Raw genomic sequence first — 25949 nt, 5'->3', positions numbered from 1 at the left:
GCTCCGACATTACTGCCCGCCACGGAGCGGGACTCGGTGTCGTCCCGAGGACTGTCCCGTGATCCCACCGCACGCCCACCAGGGGCAGGGATCACGGGACAGCCCTCGTTCCCGTACGGCTGGTTCGGGGCCGTTCTCCGGTGCCGGGCACCGGTCCTGGGGCAGGATGCCGGGCCATGGATGCCGTACGCGTCGCCCTGCTCCGTGAAGTGCTCGCCGGGACCGAGTGGCCCGCCGCGACCCGGCGGTTCGCCGGAGCGCTGAGGTCGTCCGTCGTGCCGCACGGCGGCGGTCTGCTGCTGGTGGGGACGGCGGCGTACGAGCCGTGGCATCTGGCGGCCCATCTGGTCGACGAGTCCACCTGGTCCGGGCTGCCGGAGCTGGCCCCCACCCTGGTGCGCCACCGGGTGGAGCCGGGCGGCCCCGCGCATCTGGCCGTCGGCCTGGGCCGGATCGAGGCGGCGGGGCGGGGCGAGACGCTGCTCCTGGTGGCTCCGGAGCGGCCGGGCGCGGGGCTGCTGGAGCGGGTGCACGACGCGCGGCGCGCCGGGGCCACGGTGCTCTCGCTGAGCGACGGCGATCCGGAGGTGCGCGGGCTCGCCCACGAGACGCTCGCGGTGACCGGCGCCGACGACATCGACCTCGACACCGTGCAGCATCTGGTGAGCGCGGCGGCCGGGGAGAACAGCGCACCCGTGCCGCGCGGCCGCCGCAGCTTCCGGGACCGGCTGTCCCGGCTGGCCGACCAGCTGACGGCGCCGCCTCCGGCCCGGTGGTGACGGGCTGCCGGTGACGCCCGGTGCCGGCCGCCGCGGATATTCCGTTGCGGCGGTGCCCACGGCGCCGGAGCATGGCCTTCCGTGACCTCTGCTCCATCGGCCTCCGCTCCGTCCCCGGCCGCCCGGCTGGCCGCTCTGCTGCCCGACCTCACCCCTCTTCGCTCCTCCGCCGACTTCCGGCTGTTGTGGTTCCAGGGTGTGGTGACGTACTTCGGCAGCTTCATGGCGATGATCGCGCTGCCGCTCCAGATCAAGGAGCTGACGGGTTCGCCGCTGGCCGTCGGGGTGATGGGCGCGGTCGAGCTGGTGCCGCTGGTCGTCTTCGGCCTGTACGGCGGGGCGCTCGCGGACGCCGTGGACCGCCGCAAGGTGATCCTGGCCACCGAGGCGGGGCTGGGGCTGCTCGCCGTCGTGCTCCTGGTGAACGCGGCGCTGCCCGGACCGATGCTCTGGCCGCTCTATCTGGTCGCGGCCGGGGTCTCCGCGCTCGCCGGGCTCCAGCGGCCCGCGCTGGACTCGCTGATGGCCCGGATCGTGCCGCACGAGCAGCTGACCGCGGCCGCCGCGCTCAACTCGCTGCGCTGGCAGTTCGGCGCGATCACCGGTCCGGCGGTGGCGGGCCTGGTGGTGGCCTACGCCGGGCACGCCACGGCGTACGCGGTCACCGTGGTCACGTTCGCCGTCTCCGTGGTCCTCTGTCTCCGCCTCACTCCCGCGCCGCCCGCCCGGGACAGCCGAAAGCCCTCGCTGCGCGGCATCGCCGAGGGGGCCCGGTACGCCTGGAGCCGGCCGGTGCTGCTGGGAACGTACGCGGTCGACCTGGCGGCGATGTTCTTCGCCTTCCCGAACACGATCTTCCCGTTCCTCGCGGACGAGCTGGACGCCGACTGGTCGCTGGGCCTGATGTACGCGGCCGGGTCGGTCGGATCGCTGGTGCTGGGGCTGACCAGCGGCTGGACGTCGCGGGTGCGGCGCCATGGACTGTTCGTGGTGTTCGGGGCCGCGGTCTGGGGCCTGGCGATCGCGGCGGCCGGCTGGTTCGGCAACGTGTGGCTGGTGCTGGTCTGCCTGGCGGTGGCGGGCGCGGGCGACATGCTCAGCGGTCTGGGCCGCTCCACGATCTGGAACCAGACGATCCCGGAGGAGCTGCGGGGCCGGCTGGCGGGCATCGAGGTGCTCTCGTACAGCGTCGGCCCGCAGCTGGGTCAGGTGCGGGCCGGCGCGATGGCGGGCTGGACGGGAACCCGGTCGGCGATCTGGAGCGGCGGTGTGGCGTGCGTGGCCTCGGTCGCGCTGCTCACGGCGGCGCTGCCGAAGCTGCTCACCTACGACTCCGAGACGGACGAGGACGCGCTGCGCAGGCGGGAGGCCAGGGAGGCCGGCGAGGTCGGCCCCTCCGCTCCCTCCGCCGCCTGAGAGCCCGGCCGGAGGCCATCGGAGGTCACCCGGCAGGTACCGGGAACGGGCCCCGGGGACGGCGCCCCGGCGCCCCCGGTCAGGCCTGCGGACCGGGCGGGGTGGTGCCCCCGTCGTGCCACTTGGGGTCGTTCTCCCACTCCAGGTTCCGCTCCCGCGCGGTGTCCATCGCGTGCTGCGCCTCCTCACGGGAGGCGTACGGCCCGAACCGGTCCTTGGCCGGGCACTCGGGGCCCTCCTCGACCTTGTGGTGTTCCAGGCAGTAGTACCACTCGCCCGGTTTGCCGACCGTGCGCTTCTTGAACAGGGCCATCATCGGCTCCTTCCCTCGGGGCCATGCTGCCCCAAGCGCGCTGGTTAGACTCGCTGACATGTCTGGCCAGTCGCTGCTCGTACCCGGGGAGATCACTCCCATCCGCTCCGTGCCCGGAAACATCCGGCGCCCCGAATACGTGGGCAAGCCGGCCCCCACCCCGTACACCGGTCCGGAGATCCAGGACACCGACACCATCGAGCGCATGCGCATCGCCGGCCGGATCGCCGCGCAGGCGATGGCCGAGGCCGCGAAGCACATCGCCCCGGGTGTCACGACGGACGAACTCGACCGGGTCGCCCATGAGTTCATGTGCGACCACGGTGCCTACCCGTCGACGCTCGGCTACCGCGGGTTCCCCAAGTCGCTCTGCACCTCGCTCAACGAGGTGATCTGCCACGGCATCCCGGACTCCACGGTGCTGCGCGACGGCGACATCGTGAACCTCGACGTCACGGCGTACATCAACGGTGTGCACGGCGACAACAACGCCACATACCTCTGCGGCGACGTGGACGAGGAGTCCCGGCTGCTCGTGGAGCGCACCGAGGAGTCGCTGAACCGGGCCATCAAGGCGGTCCGGCCGGGCCGGCAGGTCAATGTGATCGGGCGGGTCATCGAGTCCTACGCCAAGCGCTTCGGCTACGGCGTGGTGCGGGACTTCACCGGGCACGGGATCAACTCCTCGTTCCACTCCGGCCTGATCATTCCGCACTACGACAGCCCCCGCGCGACCACCGTGATGCAGCCGGGGATGACGTTCACCATCGAGCCGATGCTGACGCTGGGCAGCCACGACTACGACATGTGGGACGACGGCTGGACCGTGGTGACGAAGGACCGCAGGCGCACCGCCCAGTTCGAGCACACGCTGGTGGTGACGGAGGCGGGCGCCGAGATCCTGACGCTCCCGTAACCGCCCGGACAGCTCCTCCACGAAAGCGGCCGCCCTCCCGGGGCGGCCGCTTTCGCGTACCCCGCATGCGGAACCAGGCGTATCGTTTTTACCGACAGACCGTCGGGAAGTTTTTGACTTAGGTAAGCCTAAGCAGGAAGATCGGAGTTGTCGACAGCACCGCCGCTCCATGCGGTCGCTGCCGATATTTCCTTCTCTTTCCGGACCTCCCGCCCCCTCTCGGTCCCAGGAGGCCCGCCTTGGACGCAACCGCCGCCACGCCCTTCTCGACGCTCATCCGTACCGCGTCGCACGAGCAGCACACCGAGGCGGAGACCTCGACCTTCATGAGCGACCTGCTGGGCGAGCGCCTCGGAGTGGCCGCGTACACGCGCTACACGGAGCAGCTGTGGTTCGTGTACCGGGCCCTGGAGGAGGGCGCGCAGGAATTGCGCGGCGATCCGGTCGCCGGTCCGTTCCTCCGGCCCGAGCTGATGCGCACCGCCGAGCTGGAACGCGATCTGGCCCATCTGCGGGGTGCGGACTGGCGCGAGGGCCTGGAGCCGCTGTCGGCCACGGCCGCGTACGCCGCCCGGGTCGCCGAATGCGCACGCGACTGGCCGGCCGGATACGTGGCGCACCACTACACCCGCTACCTCGGCGACCTCTCCGGCGGCCAGATCATCCGTGACCGGGCGGAGAAGGCCTGGGGCTTCGCGCGCAAGGGTGACGGGGTCCGGTTCTACGTCTTCGAGGAGATATCCAACCCCGCCTCGTTCAAGCGGAGTTACCGCGAGCTGCTGGACGCGGTGGAGGCGGACGACCTGGAGAAGCAGCGGATCGTCGACGAGTGCAAGCGCGCGTTCGCGCTGAACACGGCGGTGTTCCGGGAGCTGGGCGAGGCGTTCCCGCTCAGCGCGTAGCAGCGCCCTCGGCCCGGTTCAGCGGCGGGCCCGGACGGCGGCGAGTGCCACCCGGCCGCCGATCTCCACCGCGCCGTCGGGTGCGGGAGCGGTGAGGATCTGGGAGCCGCACCCCTGCGTGATGTTGAGGGCGCGCCCCAGTTCCGCGCTGAGCAGCAACGCCGCCGCCCCGGTCGCCTCGTCCTCCGTGATGTTGTCGTCGCGCCGGGGGAACGCCCGCGCCCTGACCCGGCCTGCCGCCTCGTCCTCCCAGGCCCAGACGTACAGCCAGCCCTCCCCCGGCGGCGGCCCGGTGAGCGCCTCGACCTCGGCGACGGACCCGTACCGCTCCAGCGTGCGCGGGGGTGCCCACTCGGGGCGGGCGGTGATCCAGGTGAACTCACCGTCCTGGCGGGCGAAGATCTCCCCGACCGGAAGCTCCAGGATCTCCAGATCGAGCAGCCAGGCCGTGCCGACGAGCGGATGCCCGGCGAACGGCAGACGGAGTCCCGGGGTGTAGATGTCGACCTGTCCGCGCTCGGGGTCGTCGACGAACACCGTCTCGCTGAAGCCGAGCCGGCCGGCGAGCGCCTGCCGGGACGCCTCGTCCGGGTAGGCGCGGCCGTCGCGCACCACTCCGAGGGCGTTGCCGTGCCGTCCGTCGGGGCCGCAGAACACGCGCAGTACGTCGATGCCCGCGGGTACGCCGAATTCGATGTCGCTCACGTGGGCATTCAAGCACCGCCCGGGCGGCGGCCGTTCGGCCGGTCCACCCGGGCGGTGTCGCCATGGGCCGCGGACGGGTCAGACGGTACGGCGGCGGCGGGCCGCGACCACGACTCCGGCGCCGGCCGCCACGACCACGCCCGAGGCGGCGAACAGAGCGCCCGCGACGGTCAGCGCGTCGAGCCGCTCACCAGCCTCGTACATGCCGCCGAACGCCTTGGTGCCGTCGGCGGTGAGGGTCGCCGGAACGGCCGAAGGGTGCCGTCCTTGATCTCGCCCGGGGCGGCGGCCGGCTCGTCGGTGGCCGTGACCGAGGGGGACGAGGACGCGGGTCCGGTGGGCTTCGCGCCCGGTCCGGCGGACGGCTCGCCGGTGGGCTCCGTGGAGGGGGGTGCCGGCGGGTTCGGTCGCGGGCTCCCCGGTGGGGTCGGTGGCCGGCGCCGCGACCGCCTTGACCGAGAGGGTGGCCGGGACGAGCGCGTCACCCGGGGCGCCCCTCGTCGTACCGACAAGAGGGACTTGACCATCCCTTGACTATTCCGTGGGACACCCATGGGTGGTCCGTGATCAGCTCGTTCCCGCGCCACCGGGATGAGAGCTGAATCACTGCACGGGTGGGTGTCGCTCAGGTAAGCCTCGGTTAAGTTAGGTCCGCCTCACCTGCCTTTGTCCGGATCTTCTCCCGCTTCCCCTTCGTCCTCCTGTGGAGCCCGTATGCGAGCCGTTCGTTTCTCCGTCGTCACCGCTGCCGCCACGGTGGCCGCTCTGACCGCCGTCACGGGCTGCGCACAGAAAAGCGACGGCAAGGGCGACGGCGCCATCCAGGTCGTCGCGAAGGACGACTCCTGCGAGGTGTCGAAGAAGAAACTCCCGGCCGGTCACATCGAACTGGCCGTGGAGAACAAGGGATCCAAGGTCACCGAGGTCTACGTCCTGTTCCCGGACGACCGCATCGTCGCCGAGCGCGAGAACATCGGCCCCGGCACCAAGGCCAACATCACGGCCGAGATCAAGGCCGGTTCGTACGAGATCGCCTGCAAGCCCGGCATGAAGGGCCACGGCATCCGGCAGAAGCTGGAGATCACCGGCGCCTCCGCGGCCAAGCGCAGCCCCGAGATGGACAAGGCCGTCGCGGAGTACCGCACCTACGTCCAGGCCCAGGCCGACGAGACGCTGCCGAAGGCCAAGAAGTTCACGGACGCCGTCGCCGCCGGTGACATCGAGGCCGCCAAGAAGATCTACGCCGACTCCCGCCTCGGCTGGGAGCGCACCGAGCCGGTCGCCGAGTCCTTCGGTGACATCGACCCGAAGGTCGACATCCGCGAGGACGGCCTGGAGGACGGCCAGAAGTGGACCGGCTGGCACCGCCTGGAGAAGGCGCTGTGGCAGGACAAGAAGCTGGGCGCCGAGGAGAAGGCCCTCGCGCCGACCCTCTACAAGGACCTGCTCGACTGGCAGAAGCGGGTCGGCACGGCGGACATCACCCCGACCTCGATGGCCAACGGTGCCAAGGAGCTCCTCGACGAGGTCGCCACCGGCAAGGTCACCGGCGAGGAGGAGCGCTACAGCCACACCGACCTGGTCGACTTCAAGGGCAACGTCGAGGGCGCTGAGAAGTCCTACGAGCTGCTGAAGCCGATCGCCTCGAAGAACGACGCGGCGCTGACCACCACCCTGGACAAGCGGTTCGCGGAGCTCAACACGCTGCTGGACAAGTACCGCGAGGACAAGGGCTCCTACGAGTTCACCTCGTACGAGAAGGTCGGCAAGGCCGACCGCAAGGAGCTTTCGGACGCGGTCAACGCGCTGGCCGAGCCGCTGTCCCGGCTCGCCGCCGCGGTGACGAAGTAACGAGCGGAGGGCTCCGGTCATGTCCGATCAGACGCAGGCCGCCGAAACACCGGCGGAGACTTCCGGCCCCGCCCCGTCCCGCCGGGCGCTGCTCGGCTGGGGCGGCGCGGGTCTCGCGCTCGGCGCCGTCGCGGCCGGTGGCGCGGTCGCCGCGGTGCGCCCGGGGAACGACGCGGTGCCGGCCGCGGACAGCGGTGCGGCCGTGCCGTTCCACGGTGCGCACCAGGCCGGTATCGCCACCGCCGTACAGGACCGGCTGCACTTCGCCGCGTTCGACGTGACGACGAAGGACCGCGCCGAACTGGTCGCGCTGCTCAAGGAGTGGACGCGGGCGGCGGAGCGGATGACGGCCGGTCACGCGGTCGGCGACGGGGCGTACGGCGGTCTCGCCGAGGCACCGCCGGACGACACGGGCGAGGCGCTGGGGCTCAAGCCGTCCCGGCTCACCCTCACCATCGGCTTCGGGCCCTCGCTGTTCGCCAAGGGCCGGTTCGGTCTGGAGGACAAGCGTCCCGAGGCGCTCGTCGACCTGCCGAAGTTCCCCGGCGACAACCTCGACGCGGCGCGCAGCGGCGGCGACCTCTGCGTCCAGGCGTGTGCGGACGACCCGCAGGTCGCGGTGCACGCCATCCGCAACCTCGCCAGGATCGGCATGGGCCGCACCGCGATCCGCTGGTCCCAGCTGGGCTTCGGCAAGACGTCCTCGACGACGCCGGACGCCCAGACCCCGCGCAACATGATGGGCTTCAAGGACGGCACCCGGAACATCTCCGGCACCGACACCGCCGCCCTGGACAAGCATGTGTGGGTCGGCGGGAAGGACGACGCGGGCTGGATGACCGGGGGCTCGTACCTGGTCGCCCGGCGCATCCGGATGCACATCGAGACCTGGGACCGCGCCCCGCTCCAGGAGCAGGAGGACGTCTTCGGCCGCGACAAGGGCGAGGGCGCCCCGGTCGGCAAGTCCAAGGAGCGCGACGAGCCGTTCCTGAAGGCGATGCTGCCGACCGCGCACGTACGGCTCGCCCACCCGGACAGCAACGACGGTGCGACGATCCTGCGCCGCGGCTATTCGTTCACCGACGGTACGGACGGCCTCGGCCGGCTCGACGCCGGGCTGTTCTTCATCGCCTACCAGCGCGATGTCCGCAAGGCATTCATTCCGTTGCAGCGGCGCCTCGCGGCGCACGACGCACTCAACGAGTACATCCAGCACGTGGGTTCGGCGCATTTCGCCGTCCCGCCGGGCGTCCGCGACAAGGACGACTGGTGGGGCCGGGCGCTGTTCTCGTAACGGGACTCGGAACAGAAGGAGAACCGAGACGTGTTCAGCAACTTCCTGATCGGCCTGCGCGAGGGGCTGGAGGCCAGCCTGGTCGTCTGCATCCTCATCGCCTATCTGGTGAAGACCGGCAACAAGAACAAGCTGGTGCCGATCTGGACCGGCGTCGGGATCGCGATCGTCGTCAGCCTGGCGTTCGGCGCCGGGCTCGAATTCGGCTCGCAGGAGATGACGTTCAAGGCCCAGGAGGCGCTCGGCGGTTCGCTGTCGATCGTCTCCGTCGGCCTGGTGACCTGGATGGTCTTCTGGATGCGGCGCACCGCGCGGCACCTGAAGACGGAGCTGCACGGCAAGCTCGACGCGGCGCTCGCGATGGGCACCGGCGCACTGGTCGCCACGGCACTCCTCGCGGTGGGCCGGGAGGGCCTGGAGACCTCGCTGTTCGTGTGGCGTGCGGTGCACGCGGCGGACGACGGCTGGCACCCGATGATCGGTGCGCTCCTCGGGATCGCGGCCGCCGTCGTACTGGGCTGGCTGTTCTACCGGGGCGCGCTGAAGATCAACCTGTCGAAGTTCTTCACCTGGACCGGCGGCATGCTGGTGATCGTCGCCGCGGGCGTGCTCGCGTACGGCGTCCACGACCTCCAGGAGGCGGAGTTCATCGGCGGTCTCCACAACCGGGCGTTCGACATCAGCGCCACGATTCCGCCGGACAGCTGGTACGGAACGCTGCTGAAGGGCACGTTCAACTTCCAGCCCGACCCGACCGTTCTCCAGATCACTGTGTGGGCGCTGTATTTGATCCCCACCCTCGCGCTGTTCCTCGCCCCGGTAGGGTTCGGACGGTCAGTGGGGGCGACGGATCGGAAGGCGCGGAAAGCAGCGGATGAGAAGCCTGAGGCCGGTTCGGCTGGCGACGGGGCTCGCGACGGCGACGGTGCTGTCCTTGACGGCGAGCGGTTGCGTGACGGTGCACGGCGAGCTGGAAGTAGTTCCGGCGGCAACCAGGTCTGAGGCCGCGCAGGCCCTGAAGGCCTTCACCACCGCGTACAACGCGGCGGACAAGGCCTACGACCCGGCCCTGGACGCGGACGTGGTCACCGGGCCGCTCGGTGCGATCAACCAGGCCGGTCTGAAGGCGCGGCAGAAGAACCAGCCGGACGGCAACCCGGACCACTCGCCGCTGGAGCTGACCGACGCCACGTATCTCATTCCGAAGAAGGCCGGCTGGCCGCGGTGGTTCGTCGCGGACACCGACTCCAACCGCGACCAGGACAGCGGGAAGCTGGACACCCGCTGGCTGGTCGTCTTCGTCAAGTCCGGGCCCGGCGCCGGGTGGAAGGCGTCCTACCTGTCGATCGTCGCCCCTTCCCTGCTGCCCGCCCTCGCGAAGGACGACGACGGCCGGGTCAGGCCGGTGGCCGCGGACAGCGCCGAGCCGGCCGTGGCGCCGGAGGACCTGAGCACCCAGTACACCCAGTACCTGGAAAAGGGCACCCCGGACGTCTTCGCCCCCGGCTCCGCCACCTCGGGCTGGCGGGAGGCTCGCCGGACCACCCGGCGGGCGGGTTTCTCGTTCCAGTACATCGACCGGCCGCTGGACAGCGGTACGTTCGGCCCGCTCGGCCTGGAGACGGACGACGGCGGGGCGCTGGTCTTCTTCAGCAGCAAGCACTTCGAGCGGCAGACCGCGGCGAAGGGGCTGCGCCCGCCGCTCAACGCCGATGTGGAGGCGCTTCTGACCGGTGAGGTGCAGTCCACCCTCACCAAGGAGCGGGTCTCCAGCCAACTGGTGTACGTCCCGAAGAAGGGCTCGACGAAGGACGGCGGCAAGGTCGTCCTGCTGAACAGGCTGCCGGGCCTGACGGCGGCGAAGGGCTCGTGACTCGGCCGGGGCCGCCCCTGGGCCGGCCCCGGCCGTCCGCCGGACGGTGTCCCGCAGCCCTCAGCGGCTCAGCGGCCAGGCCACCGAGTCATGGTCGAGATCGCTCTGGTCCGCCGCGTCCGCGTACTGCGCGCACGCGTCGGTGAGCGTCTCCAGCAGGGTCAGCGGATCGGGCAGCGGGTTCTCCGGCCCGCGCACCCATCGCACGTCCAGCTCACCGGGGAGCCGGGCGGGCGGCAGGAGTACATAGCTGCCCCGGCAGTGCCACCGCATCCCCGGATGTTCGTCCATGGTCTCGGGATGGCAGTCGAGCTCGCACGGCCACCATTCGTCCTCGTCCTCGGGCGTACCGCGGGTGGCGGTGAAGAAGAGCATCCGGTCGTCGCCGGAGCGGGCGACGGGGCCGACGTCGATACCGGCGGCGAGGAGCCGTTCCAGCGCCTGGGTGCCCGCGGTCAGCGGCACGTCGAGAACGTCGTGGATCATGCCGGTCGCGGTGATGAAGTTGGCCTGCGGCTGGCTGCGGGCCCAGCGCTCGATCTGGGCCCGGTCGGTGGTGGACTGCGTCTGCCAGGCGAAGGAGATCGGGTGCCGGGCGGGGGTGGGACAGCCGATGCGTTCGCACGAACATCGGTATCCGACCGGATGGGCGGCGGGCGCGATCGGCATTCCGGCCTCGGCGACGGCCAGGAGCAGCGCCTCCCGGGCGGTGTCGTCGACCTCGCTCTGCTGCGGTTTGGGTCGGCGTCGCAGCCATTGGGAAAATTTGCTCTCTGAGCCGCGATAACGGCCGAAATCGGCGCCCATCTATCCCCTTACCTCAGCGTTGCCCCTGCCCATGGTCCCACCATCCTGCGCCTCGGGTGGCCGGACTCCGGAAGCGGGGTACGGGCGGTGACGCCGTGAGCTGGGCACTATCCCACTTCTTGTCATGAAATGACGGGTGCGTCTCGGGGCGGCGACGTGCCCCCGGGCTCGCCTCCCTGGCCGGCACATGAGCGCTCGCCGTGCTACCCGGGCCGCGGGCACCCGGTTCACTACCACGGCGGCCGGTCCGTCAGCGGGACGAGCCGGTGCGCATCGTCTCCCGGTCGCACGGAATCACCCGATCGGATCACTGCGCACCGGCGCCGGAGAGCGGACCATGGGCTCACGCACACACCCGTGCGACGTCCCCATCGGCAGGCGACCCCTGCCTTTCGTGAGGAGCCCTCATTGCCGACCCGTCACCCGTCCCCCGCCCCTCACGGAGGCGCTTCGCGCCAGACCTCCTGCCGTCGGGCCACACCCCGCCGCTACCTGATGTGCGCCCCGACGCATTTCAGGGTGACGTACTCCATCAACCCCTGGATGGACCCCAGCAAGCCCGTGGATCTCCCCCTGGCCCAGACCCAGTGGGAGGACCTGCGCGACCGGTACCGCACCCTCGGGCACACCGTGGAGCTGCTCACCCCCCGCCCCGAGCTGCCCGACATGGTGTTCGCCGCCAACGGCGCCACGGTCATCGACGGCCGGGTGCTGGGCGCCCGCTTCGCGTACCAGGAGCGGTACGAGGAGGCCGGGGCCCACCGCGAGTGGTTCCGGGCCCGCGGCTTCACCGAGATCCATGAACCGGACCACGTCAACGAGGGCGAGGGCGACTTCGCGGTCACCGCGTCGTACGTGCTGGCCGGGCGGGGCTTCCGGTCCAGTCCGCTCTCGCACGGCGAGGCGCAGGAGTTCTTCGGGCGCCCGGTGATCGGGCTCGATCTGGTCGACCCGCGCTACTACCACCTGGACACGGCGCTGTCCGTGCTCGACGACGCGGGCGACGAGATCATGTACTACCCGGGCGCGTTCTCGCCGGGCAGCCGGTCGGTGCTGGCCCGGCTCTTCCCCGACGCGCTGATCGCCGAGGAGGCGGACGCCGCGGCGCTCGGACTGAACGCGGTGAGCGACGGACTCCATGTGCTGCTGCCGCAGGCCGCGACGGGGCTCTTCGATCCGCTGCGGGCACGGGGCTTCGAACCGGTGCCGATGGACCTGGGCGAGCTGCTCAAGGGCGGCGGCAGCGTGAAGTGCTGCACGCAGGAGCTGCGGGGCTGACCCGGCGGGTGGCCCTCAGGCGTTCTCGCCGGGCGGCCACCCGTCGCCCCACGCGATGTCCCGGGCGGCCCGGTACAGCTCCCCGTGCCGCTTGGTGACCGTGGAGCGCTGCAGAGCCTCGTCGCGGGTGCACAGCTCCAGCAGCACCTGCCCCTTGCGGATCTGCGGCTTGCGGGTGACCCGCGCCGCCACGGGCTCCGTCCCGAAGCGGGTCGCCACCACATAGCTGAACTTCTCGTCCTCGTACGGCAGCGAACCTCCCTTGATCTGCCGGTGCAGCGAGGAGCGGCTCACCCGGGCCGAGAAGTGGCACCAGTCCGTGCCCGGCTCGATCGGACAGGCCGCGCTGTGCGGGCAGGGCGCGGCGACCGTCAGCCCGGCGGCGATCAGCCGGTCGCGGGCCTCGATGATCCGGGCGTAGCCGTCGGGGGTGCCCGGTTCGACGACCACGACCGCCTGTGCCGCGGCCGCCGCGCCGTCGACGAGGGCGGCCCGGACGTCCGCGGTCAGCTCGTTGAGCACGTAGGAGACGGTGATCAGGTCCGTGGGGGCGAGTTCGAGGCCCGCGCCGATCCGGGCCCGGCGCCACTCGGCGGCGCGCAGGGCGGGGATGCCGGAGAGCCCGGCCAGCTCACGGCCGAGGGCGAGTGCGGGCTCGGCCCAGTCCAGCACCGTCGTCCGCGGCCCCTCCTCCGCCCAGGCCCCCGCAACGGCCCAGCTCGCCGCTCCGGTGCCGCCGCCCACGTCGGTGTGGGTCGCGGGCGTCCACTCCGGGGCGGCCTCCCGGAGCGCGTCGAGGGCGGACCGTACCGCTTCGAAGGTGGCGGGCATCCGGTACGCGGCGTACGCGGCGACGTCGGAGCGGTCGCGGAGCACCGGTGCGTCGGTCGGGGTGGTCCCGCGGTAGTTGGCGATGAGCCGTTCGACGGCCTGGGCGGCCTGCTTGGGCGGCAGTCCGTCGAGCAGTCCGGCGAGCGTCGCGCGCAGGACTTCCGCGGTGGGGAGGGTGGCGTTCACCGACGAATTGTAGGCAAAGCCGACGGACCAGTCTCCGCCCCGGTATCCGCGCGGAACTGCACGGAATCCGAACTGCCGCGATGCCCGGGCAAGTTGCTACGCTGACCGCCGCTAGGGTCTTTCGTTCGGATCAGGCCGGGGCAGACGGCAGTTCGACGACAGGGCCTGGGTCGGGATTGCCCATCGAGGGGAACCATGAGACAGAAGATCGTGCGCCTGGTTCTGGTCGGCGGAGTGCTCGTGCTGGCCATGCTTCTTCTGCTCGCCACCTGCGGCAGCGGTGAGAAGAACACGGACGGACCGGAGAAGCAGACCAAGAAGAAGAGTCCGGCCGATGTGACACAGCTCACCGTCCCCGCCGCGTACGCGCCCGAGCGCGGCTGGGAGCTCATCGGGACCTCGCCCGACTACGCGATCTCCCGGACCACGGGCCGCCTCGCCTATCTGGTGCGGGAGTCGGGGACCAAGTACCAGCTGCGGACCATCGACTCCAAGACGGGGCAGACCGGCTGGCACGGCGAGAGCTGGCGGCCTCCGTCGCCGCACCAGTTCCCGAGGCTCCAGTCGGTCACCGTCGACGACCACGAGTACTTCGTGACATGGGCGTACGGGAAGGTCGGCGAGAACGCGCTGACGCCTGCCGACACCATCGTCTCGCTGGATGTCTACGACGTGGAGGACGGCTCCCGGCGGCGGGTCGAGGTGCCGTGGAACTCGGTCCCGACGGTCTCCACCACCGGCCCCGGCATCCTCATCAGCGACGGCCGGACGAACAGCGCGGTGGTCGACCCGGTGACCGGCCGGGTGTCCAAGGTCGCGGCCCCCGCGCTCAAGTACCCGAAGGGCTGCAAGACCTGCAAGCAGCTCACCGAGGTGCGCGGGCTGACGCAGAAGGGCCTGCTGGTCAGCGGGTCCAAGGAATTCTGGGTGCAGGGCGGCTGGTTCAGCCGCAATGTCGCCCCCAAGGGCACGGACAAGGTCAGCGGGATCCCGACGTCGGTGGTGCCGGGTCTGATCCTGGCGAAGTGGCAGCTGGACAAGAAGGCCAAGCGCGCCGCCACCCACGACATGTGGGCGGTGCACGACGCGGAGACGGGCAAGCCGCTGGCTTCGGTGGAGTGCAGCAAGCCCGCGATAAAGCCGGGCCAGTACCCGCAGCTCGTCGCCGCGCCCTCGGGTTCCTACCTGGTGGCCGGACCGCTCGCGTTCGACCTGGCCACGAAGCGGGGGTTCTGCTTCGAGGGCGCGGACGGCACGAAGCCGCTGACCCTGGCGTCGGTGAACGACGAGGGCACCGCGTACGGCGCGGCGAGCGCGCGCAACGCGGCCGACGTCCTGGCCGGCGGCGGCGCCCCCGTCGCGGTCGCCGTCCGCAGCGGTTCGACGGGCGCCCTGCCCTCGAACGTACGCGTACCGGGCATGGAGACCGCGGACGGCGTCGGCCTGTTCCGCTGGACGGACGAGAAGAACCGCCCGCACCTGATCGGGTACCCGAGGTCCTCGTAGCGTCGGGGACCCGGGCCGGACCACGGCCCGGGTCCCGCCGCCCCGGGTCCCGCCGCCGCGCGCCACGAAGCCCGCGCCACGGAGCCCCCGTCACGAAACCCGCGTCACGCCGTCCGCTGCCAGGGCCTGCACAGGCCCAGGAAGCAGGCCATCGCGCCCACCGCGCACACCAGCTGCACCAGGGCCATCGGTACGGCCGTGTCCTCGCCCGCGATGCCGACGAGCGGCGATGCGACGGCGCCGATCAGGAACGACGCGGTGCCGAGCAGGGCGGAGGCGGATCCGGCGGCGTGCTTCGTGCGCATCAGGGCCTGCGCGTTGGTGTTCGGCATCGCCAGGCCCATCGCCGACATCAGCACGAACAGGCCGGCCGCGACCGGGGCCAGGCCCACCTTCCCGAAGACCCCGGACGTCATCAGCAGCAGCGCGGCCGCGGCCAGCACGATGACCGAGAGGCCGACCGCGAGCACCTTGTCCAGGCTGAACCGGCCCACCAGCAGCTTGCCGTTGATCTGGCCCACGATGACCAGGCCGACCGAGTTGACGCCGAAGAGCAGGCTGAAGGTCTGCGGCGACGCCCCGTAGATCTCCTGCATGACGAACGGCGAGGCGCTGATGTAGGAGAAGAGGACTGCGAAGGCGAGGCTGCCCGCGATCGTATAGCCGGCGAAGACCCGGTCGGCGAGCAGTCCGCGCATGGTGCGCAGCGCTTCGCCGATCCCACCGGTGTGCCGGTCCTGCGGCGGCAGCGTCTCGTGCAGCCACTTCCAGACGACGAGGGTGAGCACCAGGCCGACGACGGTCAGGACGGCGAAGATGCCCCGCCAGTCGGTGAACCGGAGCACCTGTCCGCCGATCAGGGGGGCGATGACCGGGGCGACCCCGGAGATCAGCATCAGGGTGGAGAAGAACCTGGCCATCTCCAGGCCGTCGTACATGTCGCGCACCACCGCACGCGCGATGACTATGCCCGCCGCACCGGCCAGGCCCTGGAGCAGGCGGAAGCCGATGAGCAGGCCGGTGGTGGGCGCGAAGACGCAGAGCGCGGTGGCGACCACGTAGACGATCATGCCGAGGAGCAGCGGCCTGCGCCTGCCCCACCGGTCGCTCATCGGCCCCACGACGACCTGCCCGAGCGCCATGCCGGTGAGGCAGGCGGTGAGCGTGAGCTGGACCGTCGCGGCCGGGGCGTGCAGCGACTCGGTGACCGCGGGCAGCGCCGGAAGGTACATGTCCATGGAGAGCGGCGGCAGCGCGGTGAGGCCGCCGAGGACGAGGGTGACGAGGAGCCCGGTGCGCCTGGCCGCTTCGGCAGCGGCCGGTTTTCCGGTGGGTGTGCCGGTGGCCGCGGGCTCCGCGGCCCGGGTCCCGGCGGTCGTCGGTATGTCTGCGAGTTCCTGCTGGGCCCGGCTCGCACCGCTCTCCGGCATTTCCATCTCCATGTCGTTGAATCCGCATCTATGCTCTCAGCTCAGCCGGACTGGTCGAGACCTTTTGGGGAGCAGACATGACAGGCATGAGCGGGACCGTGCGCTGGGGCGTGCTGGCGACCGGTGGGATCGCCGCCACGTTCGCCGAGGATCTCCGGTCGCTGCCCGGCTCGGAGGTGGTGGCCGTCGCGTCCCGTACGGATGCCTCGGCACAGGCGTTCGCGCAGCGGTTCCGGATACCCCGGGCCTACGGCAGCTGGGCCGCTCTCGCCGCCGACGACGAGGTCGACGTGGTGTACGTCGCGACGCCGCACTCGGCGCACCGGGAGGCGGCGGCGCTCTGCCTGGAGGCCGGGAAGCACGTGCTGTGCGAGAAGGCGTTCACGCTCAACGCCCGGGAGGCGGACGAGCTGGTGAAGCTCGCCCGGGACCGGGGGCTCTTCCTGATGGAGGCCATGTGGACGTACTGCAACCCGGTGATCCGGCGCATGACGGAGCTGGTGCGGGACGGCGCCATCGGTGATGTCCGCACCGTGCAGGCCGACTTCGGGCTCGCGGGCCCGTTCGGGCCCGAGCACCGGCTGCGCGACCGGGCGCTGGGCGGCGGCGCGCTGCTGGACCTCGGGGTCTATCCGGTGTCGTTCGCGCATCTGCTGCTGGGCGAGCCGGACCGGGTGCAGGCCCACGCGCTGCTCTCCCCCGAGGGCGTCGATCTCCACACCGCGATGCTGCTGGGCTGGTCGGAGACGGGCGCCTCGGCGCTGCTGAACTGCTCGCTCGTCGCGGACACCCCGCAGACCGGCGCGGTCACGGGCACGAAGGGCCGCATCGAGTTCCCGCGCGGCTTCTTCTACCCGGATCGGTTCGTGCTGCACCGGCCGGGACACGAGCCCGAGGAGTTCACCGCCGGGGCCGCGGACGCGGGGCTGCGCGGGATGCAGTTCGAGCAGGCCGAGGTGGTGCGGGCGCTGCGGGCGGGCGAGACGGAGTCGCCGCTGGTGCCGCTGGACGGGTCGCTGGCCGTGATGCGGACGCTCGACGCGGTACGTGAGCGCATCGGCGTCCGCTACGCGGCCGACGACCTCGGCTGACCGGGGCCGGGCGTTACGCGGGCGTGAGGCCCTGGTTGCCCACCTCGGTGACGAACGACGCGGCCGTCGCGAGCGGCGCGCCGGGGGTGGTGACGGCGGACACCGTGCGGTAGTCGGCGCGCGCCTGCTCCTGGCCGAGGGTGACGACGGCGTACCCGCGGCGGCCGTTGAAGAACTTCATGTGCGGGTTGGCCTGCATCTGGTTGTTCCAGCTGCCGGGCTTGTCCGAGCCGTCCTTGCCGCTGGTGACGGAGGTGGCGACGATCTCCGTGCCGAGGGTGCGGGAGGCGGGGTCGTCGAAGTCCTTCTTCAGGTCGAAGCCGTAGCCGACGTGCACATCGCCGGTCAGCACCATCAGGTTGTCGACCCCGGCGGCCTCGGCGCCCTTCAGGATGCGGCTCCGGGAGGCGGGGTAGCCGTCCCACGCGTCCATGGACAGCTTGAAGGCGTCGGTGGGGACGTCGCGCCGCCGGGCGAAGGTGACCTGCTGCGGTACGACGTTCCAGGTGGCCTTCGAGGCGTGCCAGCCGTCGAGCAGCCAGCGTTCCTGGGTGGCGCCGGTCATGGTGCGCGACGGGTCCTCGGACTCCGGTCCGGGCGTCTGCCAGCCGTCGCCGTACGCCTGGTCGCTGCGGTACTGGCGGGTGTCGAGGATGTCGAACTGGGCGAGCCGGCCGAACTGCAGGCGCCGGTAGAGCCTCATGTCGGGGCCGGTGGGCCGCTGCGGGGCGCGCAGCGGCTGGTTCTCCCAGTACGCGCGGTACGCGGCGGCGCGGCGCAGCAGGAACTCCTCCGGCGGGACGTCGTTCTCGGGGGTTTCGCCCGCGTAGTTGTTCTCGGTCTCGTGGTCGTCCCAGGTGACGACGAAGGGGTGTGCGGCGTGGGCGGCGCGCAGGTCGGGGTCGGACTTGTAGAGGCCGTACCGCAGCCGGTAGTCCTCCAGCGTGACCGTCTCCCGGTTGTAGTGGGCGGGGAGCCTGCGGTCGGTGTAGTTGCGGGCGCCGCCGGTCGCGTTGACGGCGTACTCGTAGAGGTAGTCGCCGAGGTGGAAGACGACGTCGACGTCCTCCTGGGCGAGGTGCCGGTAAGCGGTGAAGTAGCCGTCGTGGTACGCCTGGCAGGAGATGGCGGCCAGACTCAGCGAGCTGTTGCGGGCGCCGCGGGCGGGCGCGGTGCGGGTCCGGCCGACGGGGCTGGTCCACGTTCCGGTGCGGAAGCGGTAGTAGAAGACCCGGTCGGCGTCGAGGCCCTTGACCTCGACGTGGACGCTGTGGTCGAACTCCGGGTGGGCGGTGGCCGATCCGCGCCGCACGACGCGGGAGAACCGCTCGTCGCGGGCGAGTTCCCAGCGCACCTGCACCCGGGCCCGGGGCAGTCCGCTGCCGGGCTCGTAGGGGCGCGGTGCGAGTCTCGTCCACAGCAGGACCGAGTCGGGAAGCGGGTCGCCGGAGGCGACGCCGAGGGTGAACGGGTCGTCGCCGATCTTCTTCGCGTCCAGCTCGGCGGCGCTCGCGGTGCCCGCGGCGGGCAGGTTGACCGAGAAGGCGAGCGCGGCGGCCGCGCCGGTGACGGTGAGGAAGCGGCGGCGCCCGACCTGCCTGGCCGCGTCGCGCATCTCCTGCTGGTGCGATGAGTGTGTCATCTGTCCCTCCCCTGGCTGGTGATGTACTGCGGCAGTTCACCGGCTCAGCACATCGGGCGGCTGTCGTGCTCGCGTCGCCCGGGCGTCGGGTGGATGAGGAATGCGGCGGCAATGGGTCCACGAGGACAAAGCACGCATCCACATCGGGACAGTGATCATCTTCACCGGCCGGCCTGGACGTGAACCCGCCGTCCCGCACGCCGTCCTGCCCCCGGGTGGCCTCATGCGACCCCGGGGCGGCGGGGCGTACGCTGCGGCGCCATGAGCAACAAACTGTTGAATTCCGGTCGGAAGACGGCGGTCGTCACGGGCGCGGGCTCCGGCATCGGCCGCGCGGTGGCGCTCGCCCTGGCCGGGGCCGGCTGGTCGGTGGCGCTCGCGGGGCGACGGCCCGAACCGCTCGCCGGGACGGCCGCGCTGGCCGGGGAGCACGCCCGGGTGATCACCGTCCCCGCGGACGTGTCCCGCCCCGAGGACGTGAGCGCGCTCTTCTCCTCGGTGCGGGAGTGCTTCGGCCGCCTCGATCTGCTCTTCAACAACGCCGGTACGTTCGGCCCGCGTTCCGTCCCGGTGGAGGACCTGTCGGTGGCGGACTGGCGCGCGGTGGTGGACGTGAACGTGACGGGCGCGTTCCTGTGCGCGCAGGCGGCGTACCGGCTGATGAAGGAACAGGACCCGCAGGGCGGCCGGATCATCAACAACGGCTCGATCTCCGCCCACGCGCCGCGCCCGCACTCGGTCGCCTACACCACGACCAAGCACGCCATGACGGGGCTGACGAAGTCGTTGTCGCTGGACGGGCGCCCGTACCGGATCGCCTGCGGGCAGATCGACATCGGCAACGCGGCCACGGACATGACCGAGCAGATGCGGACCGGCATCCTCCAGGCCAACGGCGAACTCGCGGTCGAGCCGGTGATGGCGGCGGCGGACGTGGCCCGGACGGTACTGCACATGGCGGAGCTGCCCCTGGAGGCGAACATGCAGTTCGCGACGGTACTGGCGACGGCGATGCCGTACGTGGGGCGCGGCTGACGGGGCGGCTCGCAACGAGCCGCCCGCTGGGGGCGGTTGTCACCGAATGGCCGGACTCCGGGCGGAATGAGCGCCCGCGCGCCGGGGCGCCGAGCGCTGCCCTCGCAACGGCAAGTCGAAGCTCCACCTCAAGGGCTACAAGCTCAAGGACAACACCGGCTACATATACGCCTTCGGCAGCTACACCATCGGCGCGGGCAAGACCGTCAAGGTCCACACCGGCCGGGGCAAGAACGCGTCGGGCAACGTGTACTGGAACCGCGGTCCGTACGTCTGGAACACGACACCGGCGACAAGGCCCGGCTGATCAAGCCGAACGGCAAGCTCCAGGACTCCTGCTCCTGGACGAAGTCCGGCAAGGGCACCAAGAACTGCCACTGAGCCGGGCGACCGCGGCCCGGGGCGATTCCGCTCCGTCCGGGGGCGGGAATGCCCCGGGCCGCGACAGGGTTGACCTTCGGCATGAGCCGTCATTCGGATACCCAGGTCCTGCGCTACACCGCGTTCTCCGCCGACCCCGATGGCGGCAATCCTGCCGGGGTCGTCCTCGACGCGTCCGGTCTCGACGACGCCGCCATGCTCGCCGTCGCGGCGGAACTGGGGTACAGCGAGTCGGCGTTCCTGACCGGGCGGGGAGAGCCGGGCGGTGGTGAACCGGGCGGTGCCGGGACGTCGGCCACCCGGGAGTACACCATCCGCTACTTCAGCCCGAAGGCCGAGGTCCCGTTCTGCGGCCACGCCACCGTCGCGACGGCCCTCGCTCTGGCCGAGCGCGACGGCCCCGGCGACCTGGTGTTCGACACGGCCGCAGGCACGGTCCCGGTCACCGTCACCCGGGAGGGCACCGAGCTCCGCGCCACGCTCACCAGCGTCGAACCGGACGTCATGGACGTCGGCCCCGACGACCTGGCCGAGGCGCTCGCCGCGCTGGACTGGCCGGCCACCGATCTCGACCCGGCCCTGCCGCCCCGGATCGCCTTCGCGGGCGCCCGCCACCTGGTGCTGGCCGCCGCGACCCGTGAACGTCTCGCCGACCTCTCCTACGACTTCGCGCGCCTCGAAGCGCTGATGCACCGGCTGGACCTGACGACCCTGCAACTGGTCTGGCGGGCGGCGCCGGACGTCTTCCACGTCCGCGACCCGTTCCCGGTCGGCGGCGTGGTCGAGGACCCCGCCACGGGTGCCGCGGCGGCCGCCTTCGGCGCCTATCTCCGCGATCGGGGCCTCGTTCCCGGCGCCGCGGTCCTCACCCTCCACCAGGGCGAGGACATGGGCCGCCCCGGCACACTCACGGTCGAACTGCGGGCGGACGACACCCGGGTGCGGGTCAGCGGGACCGGAACCCGCATCGAGGGCTGACGGGGCCACGCCGACGCGCGCCGGCCTGTCGGCCGGTCGTGACTGGCAGGCTGGGCGCCATGGACCAGCAGAGCACCGACGCCCATGAGGACGATGGCCACGAGGGCCGGGACCGCGACGACCGGGACCACGAGGGCCCGGACCACGGCACCTGGCGGACGATCGACGAGCTGCACGGCTGGCTCGACGCGGAGACCGGCATCCCGCCCGAGCAGGATCTGCTGCTGCGGATGCTGAAGCTGTCGGAGGAGGTGGGCGAGGTCGCCCAGGCCGTCATCGGGGCGACCGGCCAGAACCCGCGCAAGGGCGCCAGCCATTCCTGGCAGGACGTGGAGGCCGAGCTCTGCGACGTCATCGTGACGGCCATGGTGGCGCTCCGCACCCTCACCCCCGACGCGGCAGCCGTCTTCGACCGGCATGTGCGACGCGTCGCGGCACGTCCGCGCTCACCGCTCGCCCCGCCCCGGCACACCCCCGGCACCACGCCCTGACCGAGGATCACGGGGCATGTCGGGGCGGCGACAGGTGGCTGAACAACGGGCGACCAGCTCTTGGGGCTACGATCGCGGGCACCGAAGCGAGACCAGGAGTGACGACCGTGCCCGAACCGCGCATCGCCGTATCCATCATCACCATGGGCGATCGCCCGCAGGAGGTCGAGGCCCTGCTGGCCTCGGTGGCCGGGCAGGACGTCCGTCCGGACCGGCTCGTCGTGGTGGGCAACGGATCGCCCCTCCCCGACTTCAGCACCTTCCCCGGCCTGTCCGATCTGTCCGGCGGCGTGACCACGATCGAGCTGGCCGAGAACCTGGGCTGCCCCGGCGGCCGCAACGTCGCCCTGCAGAAGCTGGCGGAGTTCGGCGACGTGGATGTCGTCATCGAGCTCGACGACGACGGACTCCTCGTCGACAACGGGGTGTTCCGCAAGGTCCGGGAGCTGTTCGCCGCCGACCCCCGGCTCGGCATCGTCGGCTTCCGGATCGCCGACGAGCACGGTGAGACCCAGCGCCGCCATGTGCCGCGGCTGCGCGCCACCGACCCGATGCGGGGCGGACCGGTCACCGCGTTCCTGGGCGGCGGCCACGCGTTCTCCATGAAGATGCTCGCCCAGACGGGGCCCTGGCCTGCGGAGTTCTTCTTCACGCACGAGGAGACGGACCTGTCCTGGCGGGCGCTCGACGCGGGCTGGAAGATCCTCTACGAGCCCGATCTGCTGCTCCAGCACCCCAGGACCTCCCCGGCCAGGCACTCCGTCTACTACCGGATGACGGCACGCAACCGGGTCTGGCTGGCCCGCCGGAACCTGCCCCTCCCCCTGGTCCCGGCCTACCTGGGCACCTGGACCCTCCTCACCGTGGCCCGCACCCGCTCGGCGACGGGTCTGCGCGCCTGGGCCGGCGGCTTCGCCGAAGGTGTCCGTACCCCGTGCGGACGAAGGCAGCCGATGCGGTGGCGCACGGTCTGGCAGATGACGAAACTGGGACGGCCGCCGGTCATCTGATCCGCGTCGGCTCCGCCGGTGCCGGGCGGCACGGAGTCAGTCCCGCGACAGGAGTTGCCGATGTCCGTCCGCAGAATCGTCCCCAACATCCGGACCGCCGGTGGCCCGGCCGCCCGAGGGATGGAGCGGAGCGCGGAGTTCTACGGTCTGCTGGGCCTGCGCGAAGTCATGGACCACGGCTGGATCATGACGCTCGCCTCCACGTCCCACCCCACGGTCCAGCTCAGCATCATGGGGGCCGACGCGACCGCCCCGGTCACACCGGACCTGAGCATCGAGGTGGCTGACGTGGACGCGGCGCACGCAGCCATGCGGGAGAGCGGCGCGGAGATCGTGTACCCGTTGCGCGACGAGGAGTGGGGCGTACGCCGCTTCTTCGTCCGCGACCCGAACGGCCGGGTCGTCAACGTGCTGGGCCACCGTTGACGGACGCCTGCCCGGTGACGCCGCCGCCGCGGTCGTCGCCGGGGCCGTCGTGCGGGAGGATCCGCAGCAGGCCCCTGGGGCGGCCACGCCCGCGTCATTTCCCCGGGTGTCCGGTGCGGTTGTCCGCCATGCCCACGTGCGGGTCGCTCACCGGCGGCGGAGCGCCGGGACTGGCGGCCGGAACGAGCGGAGGGATGATGGAGACGTCCGTGGACCCGGCGCGGGGCCGCCGGCAGGCCGGGAGAGGGAGCTGAGAACGAGGTGGACGGCATGACCCTCCCGGGCGCACCCGGGCACAACGGGCTCCCGTTCGCGGACAGCGCGGCCGGGGCCCTGCTCGATGCGGACGGACTGATCATCGGCTGGACACCCGCGGCGGAGGAGCTGTTCTCGCTCCCCGCCGACCGGGCCTGCGGCCGGCCCGCCCGGGAGCTGCTCGCCGACCCGGACTCCTGGCCAGGACCGCCCGCCGAGTACCGGATGGGCGCCTGGTACGGCGAGACCGTGGTGCGTACCGGCCGCGGCGAGGAGCTGGGCATCGCCTTCCAGGTGCTCCCGCTGTCGGACACCGGCACCGGGACGTCCGCGGACCCGGCCCGGTTCTTCGTGCTGTGGGCACCCGCCGGGACGGTCGCCCGGTGGCGGCAGGACCAGGCGTTCACCCGGGAGCTCTTCCTGCAGGACCGGCTGGGGCTCGCGGTGTTCGACGCGGAACTGCGGCTGGTCAGGACCAACACCCATCTGCTGCCCTACACCGGTCTCCTGCCGGATCTGCGCAACCGGCGCCTCGGGGACTTCCTCCAGGCGCCGGGCGCCGCGGCGATCGAGCGACGGCTGCGCGAGGTACTGCGGACCGGACAGCCGCTGATCCTGGCGGAGGAGACCGTACGGACCGTCGAGGATCCCGGCGGCGGGGTGGTGATGGCCGTCTCGGCGTTCCGCCTCCAGGCGCCGGACGGGCAGGTCTTCGGCGTCACCGTGCTGTTCACGGACGTCACCGAGCAGCGCCGCTCCGACGAGCGCCTGGCGATCCTGCACCGCGCCACCGCGGCCGTCGGCGGATCGCTGTCCGTCGCCGGCACCGGCGAGGAGCTGGCCGCCGTACTGGTGCCCGGACTGGCCGACCACGCCGTGGTGGAGATCGCCCGGGTGGTGTTCGCGGGCGAGGAGCCGGTTCCCGGCGAGGACGGGACGGTGCCGCTCCGGCTGACCGCGGCGGCCGGGGAACGGGCGGAGGAGGCGCCGACCGGCACCGTGGTCCCGGTCGGTGCCGACTGCGCCCCGGCCGTCGGTGAGTCCCCCGCGTCGATGACCGCCCCGCTGCGGGCCCGGGGCAGCTTCCTCGGCCGGGTGACCGTACGGCGCGGCCCCGACTGGCACGGCTACGCACCGGCCGACCTGGACCTCCTGTGCGAGATCGCCGCCCGCGCGGCCCTCGCCCTGGACAACGCCCGCCGCTACACCCGGGAACACCGGGCCGCCGTCGGCCTGCAGCGCAGCCTGCTGCCGCCCGCGCAGGCCGAGACCGTCGCCGTGACCACCTCCGGCTTCTACCTGCCGGCCGATACCGCCACCGGCGTCGGCGGCGACTGGTTCGACGTGATCCCGCTGTCCTCCGCCCGGGTCGCCCTGGTCGCCGGGGACGTGGTCGGCCACGGGCTGGGGGCCACCGCCACCATGGGACGGCTCCGTACCGCCGTCCGCACCCTCGCCGACCTCGATCTGGAGCCGGACGAGCTGATGGTGCACCTCGACGACCTGGTCTCCCAGCTCCGCGACGAGCCCAACCAACCCGACGGGCCGGACGGCCCGGACGAGCCCGACGGACGGGACGGACCGGTCGGGCCCGCCGGGCCCGGCGGGTACGACGGACCCGATCGGCCCAGCTCGTTCACCCGGCCGGACGAGGACGGGTCGCACGGCGGTCTCCGGGCCGACCCGGTCGGCGCCACCTGCCTGTACGCCGTCTACGACCCGGTGTCACGGCGCTGCGCGATGGTCTCCGCCGGACACCCCCCGCCCGCCGTCGTGGATCCGGACGGGACCGTCTCGTACGTGCCCCTCAACCCCGGGCCGCCGCTGGGCGTCAACGGTCTGCCCTTCGAGATGACCGAGGTGGAGCTGACGCCCGGCAGCCTGCTCGTGCTCTACACCGACGGGCTGATCGAGGGACGCGACAGCGATCTCGACGAGGGCATGGCCGAACTGAGCCGTCGGCTGGCCCGCCCCGGCGCCGCCACCGCACCGTTGCGCGAACTCGGCCAGGAGATCATCTCCGCCCGGCCCGCACACCAACTCGCCGACGACGTGACCCTGTTGCTCGCCCGTACGCATGCGGTGCCGCCGGGCAACACGTCCGTCTGGCCCGTGGCCGCCGACCCGGCCGCCGTCGCCCGGGTCCGGCAGGACGCGGCGCGGCAGCTGCGCGCCTGGGGACTGGAGGAGCTCGTCTTCACCACCGAGCTGGTGCTGAGCGAGCTGGTCACCAACGCCATCCGCCACGCCGGTGGCCCGGTCGAGGTGCGGCTGATCCGCGCGGGGCAGCTGACCTGCGAGGTCTCCGACCCCAGCGCCACGCAGCCCCGCATGCGCCGGGCCCTGCTCACCGACGAGGGCGGCCGCGGCCTGTACCTGGTCGCGCAGCTCACCACGCGCTGGGGCAGCCGCTACACCCGGCACGGCAAGACGATCTGGGCCGAGCAGCCGATCCCGGACGCCTTGGACCCCCTGGGCGCCCTGGACGCCCTGGACACCGAGACCACCTGATCCGTCCGCACCCCGGGACGGCTGCCCGTCCGTACGCCCGAA

General features: G+C 72.0%; 23 protein-coding genes and 2 pseudogenes. 18 read left to right on the top strand and 7 right to left on the bottom strand.

Translation table 11 applies throughout. The annotated features are described in order from the left end of the window. The first annotated feature begins 176 nt into the window (after positions 1 to 176). Together OHA19_RS28625 and OHA19_RS28620 are read left to right on the top strand one after the other, a co-directional pair. Entirely contained in the window at positions 177 to 779 is a 603-nt protein-coding gene (locus tag OHA19_RS28625) for a hypothetical protein (RefSeq protein WP_405712066.1), read from the top strand. 81 nt (positions 780 to 860) lie between these two features. Then, entirely contained in the window at positions 861 to 2195 is a 1335-nt protein-coding gene (locus OHA19_RS28620; RefSeq protein ID WP_405712068.1) for an MFS transporter, read from the top strand. A 79-nt stretch (positions 2196 to 2274) separates the two neighbouring features. Here the strand turns inward: OHA19_RS28620 and OHA19_RS28615 are convergent, their stop codons facing one another. Next, a complete protein-coding gene (locus tag OHA19_RS28615) occupies positions 2275 to 2508 on the bottom strand; it encodes a hypothetical protein (RefSeq protein ID WP_405712071.1) in 234 nt (77 codons plus the stop codon). A 58-nt stretch (positions 2509 to 2566) separates the two neighbouring features. Between OHA19_RS28615 and map the strand changes: the two genes are divergently transcribed. Next, on the top strand, positions 2567 to 3424 hold the full coding sequence (map, locus tag OHA19_RS28610) for a type I methionyl aminopeptidase (protein ID WP_405712074.1): 858 nt from the start codon (positions 2567 to 2569) through the stop codon (positions 3422 to 3424). A 239-nt stretch (positions 3425 to 3663) separates the two neighbouring features. Then, on the top strand, positions 3664 to 4326 hold the full coding sequence (locus OHA19_RS28605) for a heme oxygenase (biliverdin-producing) (RefSeq protein ID WP_405712076.1): 663 nt from the start codon (positions 3664 to 3666) through the stop codon (positions 4324 to 4326). Between the two features lie 18 nt (positions 4327 to 4344). On the opposite strand, the gene OHA19_RS28600 is transcribed toward OHA19_RS28605, so the two are convergent. Together OHA19_RS28600 and OHA19_RS28595 are read right to left on the bottom strand one after the other, a co-directional pair. After that, complete coding sequence (locus tag OHA19_RS28600) at positions 4345 to 5031, bottom strand: PhzF family phenazine biosynthesis protein (RefSeq protein WP_405712078.1); 687 nt, start codon at positions 5029 to 5031, stop codon at positions 4345 to 4347. A 78-nt stretch (positions 5032 to 5109) separates the two neighbouring features. Further along, positions 5110 to 5286, bottom strand: a pseudogene (locus tag OHA19_RS28595) (HtaA domain-containing protein); the annotation flags it as partial. Between the two features lie 459 nt (positions 5287 to 5745). On the opposite strand from OHA19_RS28595, the gene efeO reads away from it, so the two are divergent. From efeO to OHA19_RS28575, 4 genes are read left to right on the top strand one after another with little or no spacing between them, the layout of a single operon-like run. Beyond that, on the top strand, positions 5746 to 6882 hold the full coding sequence (efeO, locus tag OHA19_RS28590) for an iron uptake system protein EfeO (protein WP_405752117.1): 1137 nt from the start codon (positions 5746 to 5748) through the stop codon (positions 6880 to 6882). Positions 6883 to 6901: 19 nt separating this feature from the next. Next, complete coding sequence (gene efeB, locus OHA19_RS28585) at positions 6902 to 8176, top strand: iron uptake transporter deferrochelatase/peroxidase subunit (RefSeq protein ID WP_405752114.1); 1275 nt, start codon at positions 6902 to 6904, stop codon at positions 8174 to 8176. Between the two features lie 30 nt (positions 8177 to 8206). Further along, complete coding sequence (efeU, locus tag OHA19_RS28580; RefSeq protein WP_405712083.1) at positions 8207 to 9178, top strand: iron uptake transporter permease EfeU; 972 nt, start codon at positions 8207 to 8209, stop codon at positions 9176 to 9178. After that, on the top strand, positions 9111 to 10049 hold the full coding sequence (locus OHA19_RS28575) for a hypothetical protein (RefSeq protein WP_405712084.1): 939 nt from the start codon (positions 9111 to 9113) through the stop codon (positions 10047 to 10049). Before efeU ends, OHA19_RS28575 begins: the two co-directional genes overlap by 68 nt. A 60-nt stretch (positions 10050 to 10109) precedes the next feature. On the opposite strand, the gene OHA19_RS28570 is transcribed toward OHA19_RS28575, so the two are convergent. Further along, complete coding sequence (locus tag OHA19_RS28570) at positions 10110 to 10856, bottom strand: bifunctional DNA primase/polymerase (RefSeq protein WP_405712086.1); 747 nt, start codon at positions 10854 to 10856, stop codon at positions 10110 to 10112. A 408-nt stretch (positions 10857 to 11264) separates the two neighbouring features. On the opposite strand from OHA19_RS28570, the gene ddaH reads away from it, so the two are divergent. Beyond that, positions 11265 to 12134 carry a dimethylargininase gene (gene ddaH / locus OHA19_RS28565; protein WP_405712088.1) on the top strand — a complete coding sequence of 290 codons (870 nt, stop codon included), beginning with the start codon at positions 11265 to 11267 and terminating at the stop codon, positions 12132 to 12134. A gap of 15 nt (positions 12135 to 12149) precedes the next feature. On the opposite strand, the gene OHA19_RS28560 is transcribed toward ddaH, so the two are convergent. Then, entirely contained in the window at positions 12150 to 13151 is a 1002-nt protein-coding gene (locus OHA19_RS28560; protein ID WP_405712090.1) for a small ribosomal subunit Rsm22 family protein, read from the bottom strand. 195 nt (positions 13152 to 13346) lie between these two features. On the opposite strand from OHA19_RS28560, the gene OHA19_RS28555 reads away from it, so the two are divergent. Then, on the top strand, positions 13347 to 14657 hold the full coding sequence (locus OHA19_RS28555; RefSeq protein WP_405712092.1) for a hypothetical protein: 1311 nt from the start codon (positions 13347 to 13349) through the stop codon (positions 14655 to 14657). Between the two features lie 104 nt (positions 14658 to 14761). On the opposite strand, the gene OHA19_RS28550 is transcribed toward OHA19_RS28555, so the two are convergent. Continuing rightward, the gene (locus tag OHA19_RS28550) at positions 14762 to 16087 is read right to left on the bottom strand and encodes a multidrug effflux MFS transporter (RefSeq protein WP_405712094.1); all 1326 of its coding nucleotides are present in this window, start codon (positions 16085 to 16087) and stop codon (positions 14762 to 14764) included. A gap of 86 nt (positions 16088 to 16173) precedes the next feature. Between OHA19_RS28550 and OHA19_RS28545 the strand changes: the two genes are divergently transcribed. Continuing rightward, on the top strand, positions 16174 to 17178 hold the full coding sequence (locus OHA19_RS28545) for a Gfo/Idh/MocA family protein (RefSeq protein WP_405721387.1): 1005 nt from the start codon (positions 16174 to 16176) through the stop codon (positions 17176 to 17178). Positions 17179 to 17191: 13 nt separating this feature from the next. Here the strand turns inward: OHA19_RS28545 and OHA19_RS28540 are convergent, their stop codons facing one another. Next, the gene (locus tag OHA19_RS28540; RefSeq protein ID WP_405712096.1) at positions 17192 to 18820 is read right to left on the bottom strand and encodes an alkaline phosphatase D family protein; all 1629 of its coding nucleotides are present in this window, start codon (positions 18818 to 18820) and stop codon (positions 17192 to 17194) included. Between the two features lie 261 nt (positions 18821 to 19081). On the opposite strand from OHA19_RS28540, the gene OHA19_RS28535 reads away from it, so the two are divergent. From OHA19_RS28535 to OHA19_RS28505, 7 genes and pseudogenes are all read left to right on the top strand, one after another. Continuing rightward, positions 19082 to 19855: an SDR family oxidoreductase gene (locus OHA19_RS28535; protein ID WP_405712099.1), complete on the top strand. Its 774-nt coding sequence runs from the start codon at positions 19082 to 19084 to the stop codon at positions 19853 to 19855. A 106-nt stretch (positions 19856 to 19961) separates the two neighbouring features. After that, positions 19962 to 20236, top strand: a pseudogene (locus OHA19_RS28530) (lamin tail domain-containing protein); the annotation flags it as partial. 81 nt (positions 20237 to 20317) lie between these two features. Continuing rightward, the gene (locus tag OHA19_RS28525; RefSeq protein WP_405712101.1) at positions 20318 to 21214 is read left to right on the top strand and encodes a PhzF family phenazine biosynthesis protein; all 897 of its coding nucleotides are present in this window, start codon (positions 20318 to 20320) and stop codon (positions 21212 to 21214) included. Between the two features lie 59 nt (positions 21215 to 21273). After that, positions 21274 to 21705: a MazG-like family protein gene (locus OHA19_RS28520; protein ID WP_405712103.1), complete on the top strand. Its 432-nt coding sequence runs from the start codon at positions 21274 to 21276 to the stop codon at positions 21703 to 21705. A 107-nt stretch (positions 21706 to 21812) separates the two neighbouring features. Continuing rightward, a complete protein-coding gene (locus OHA19_RS28515) occupies positions 21813 to 22715 on the top strand; it encodes a glycosyltransferase family 2 protein (protein WP_405712105.1) in 903 nt (300 codons plus the stop codon). Positions 22716 to 22775: 60 nt separating this feature from the next. Next, a complete protein-coding gene (locus tag OHA19_RS28510; protein ID WP_405712107.1) occupies positions 22776 to 23141 on the top strand; it encodes a VOC family protein in 366 nt (121 codons plus the stop codon). Positions 23142 to 23411: 270 nt separating this feature from the next. Beyond that, a complete protein-coding gene (locus OHA19_RS28505; protein WP_405752111.1) occupies positions 23412 to 25907 on the top strand; it encodes a SpoIIE family protein phosphatase in 2496 nt (831 codons plus the stop codon). Positions 25908 to 25949: the final 42 nt, after the last annotated feature.

Origin of the sequence: Streptomyces sp. NBC_00012 (assembly GCF_045040875.1) — a bacterium.
In the GTDB taxonomy this organism is placed as follows: Bacteria; Actinomycetota; Actinomycetes; order Streptomycetales; family Streptomycetaceae; genus Streptomyces.
Note: the sequence above shows the minus strand (reverse complement) of the source record. Positions and strands in the feature narration are given on the sequence as shown.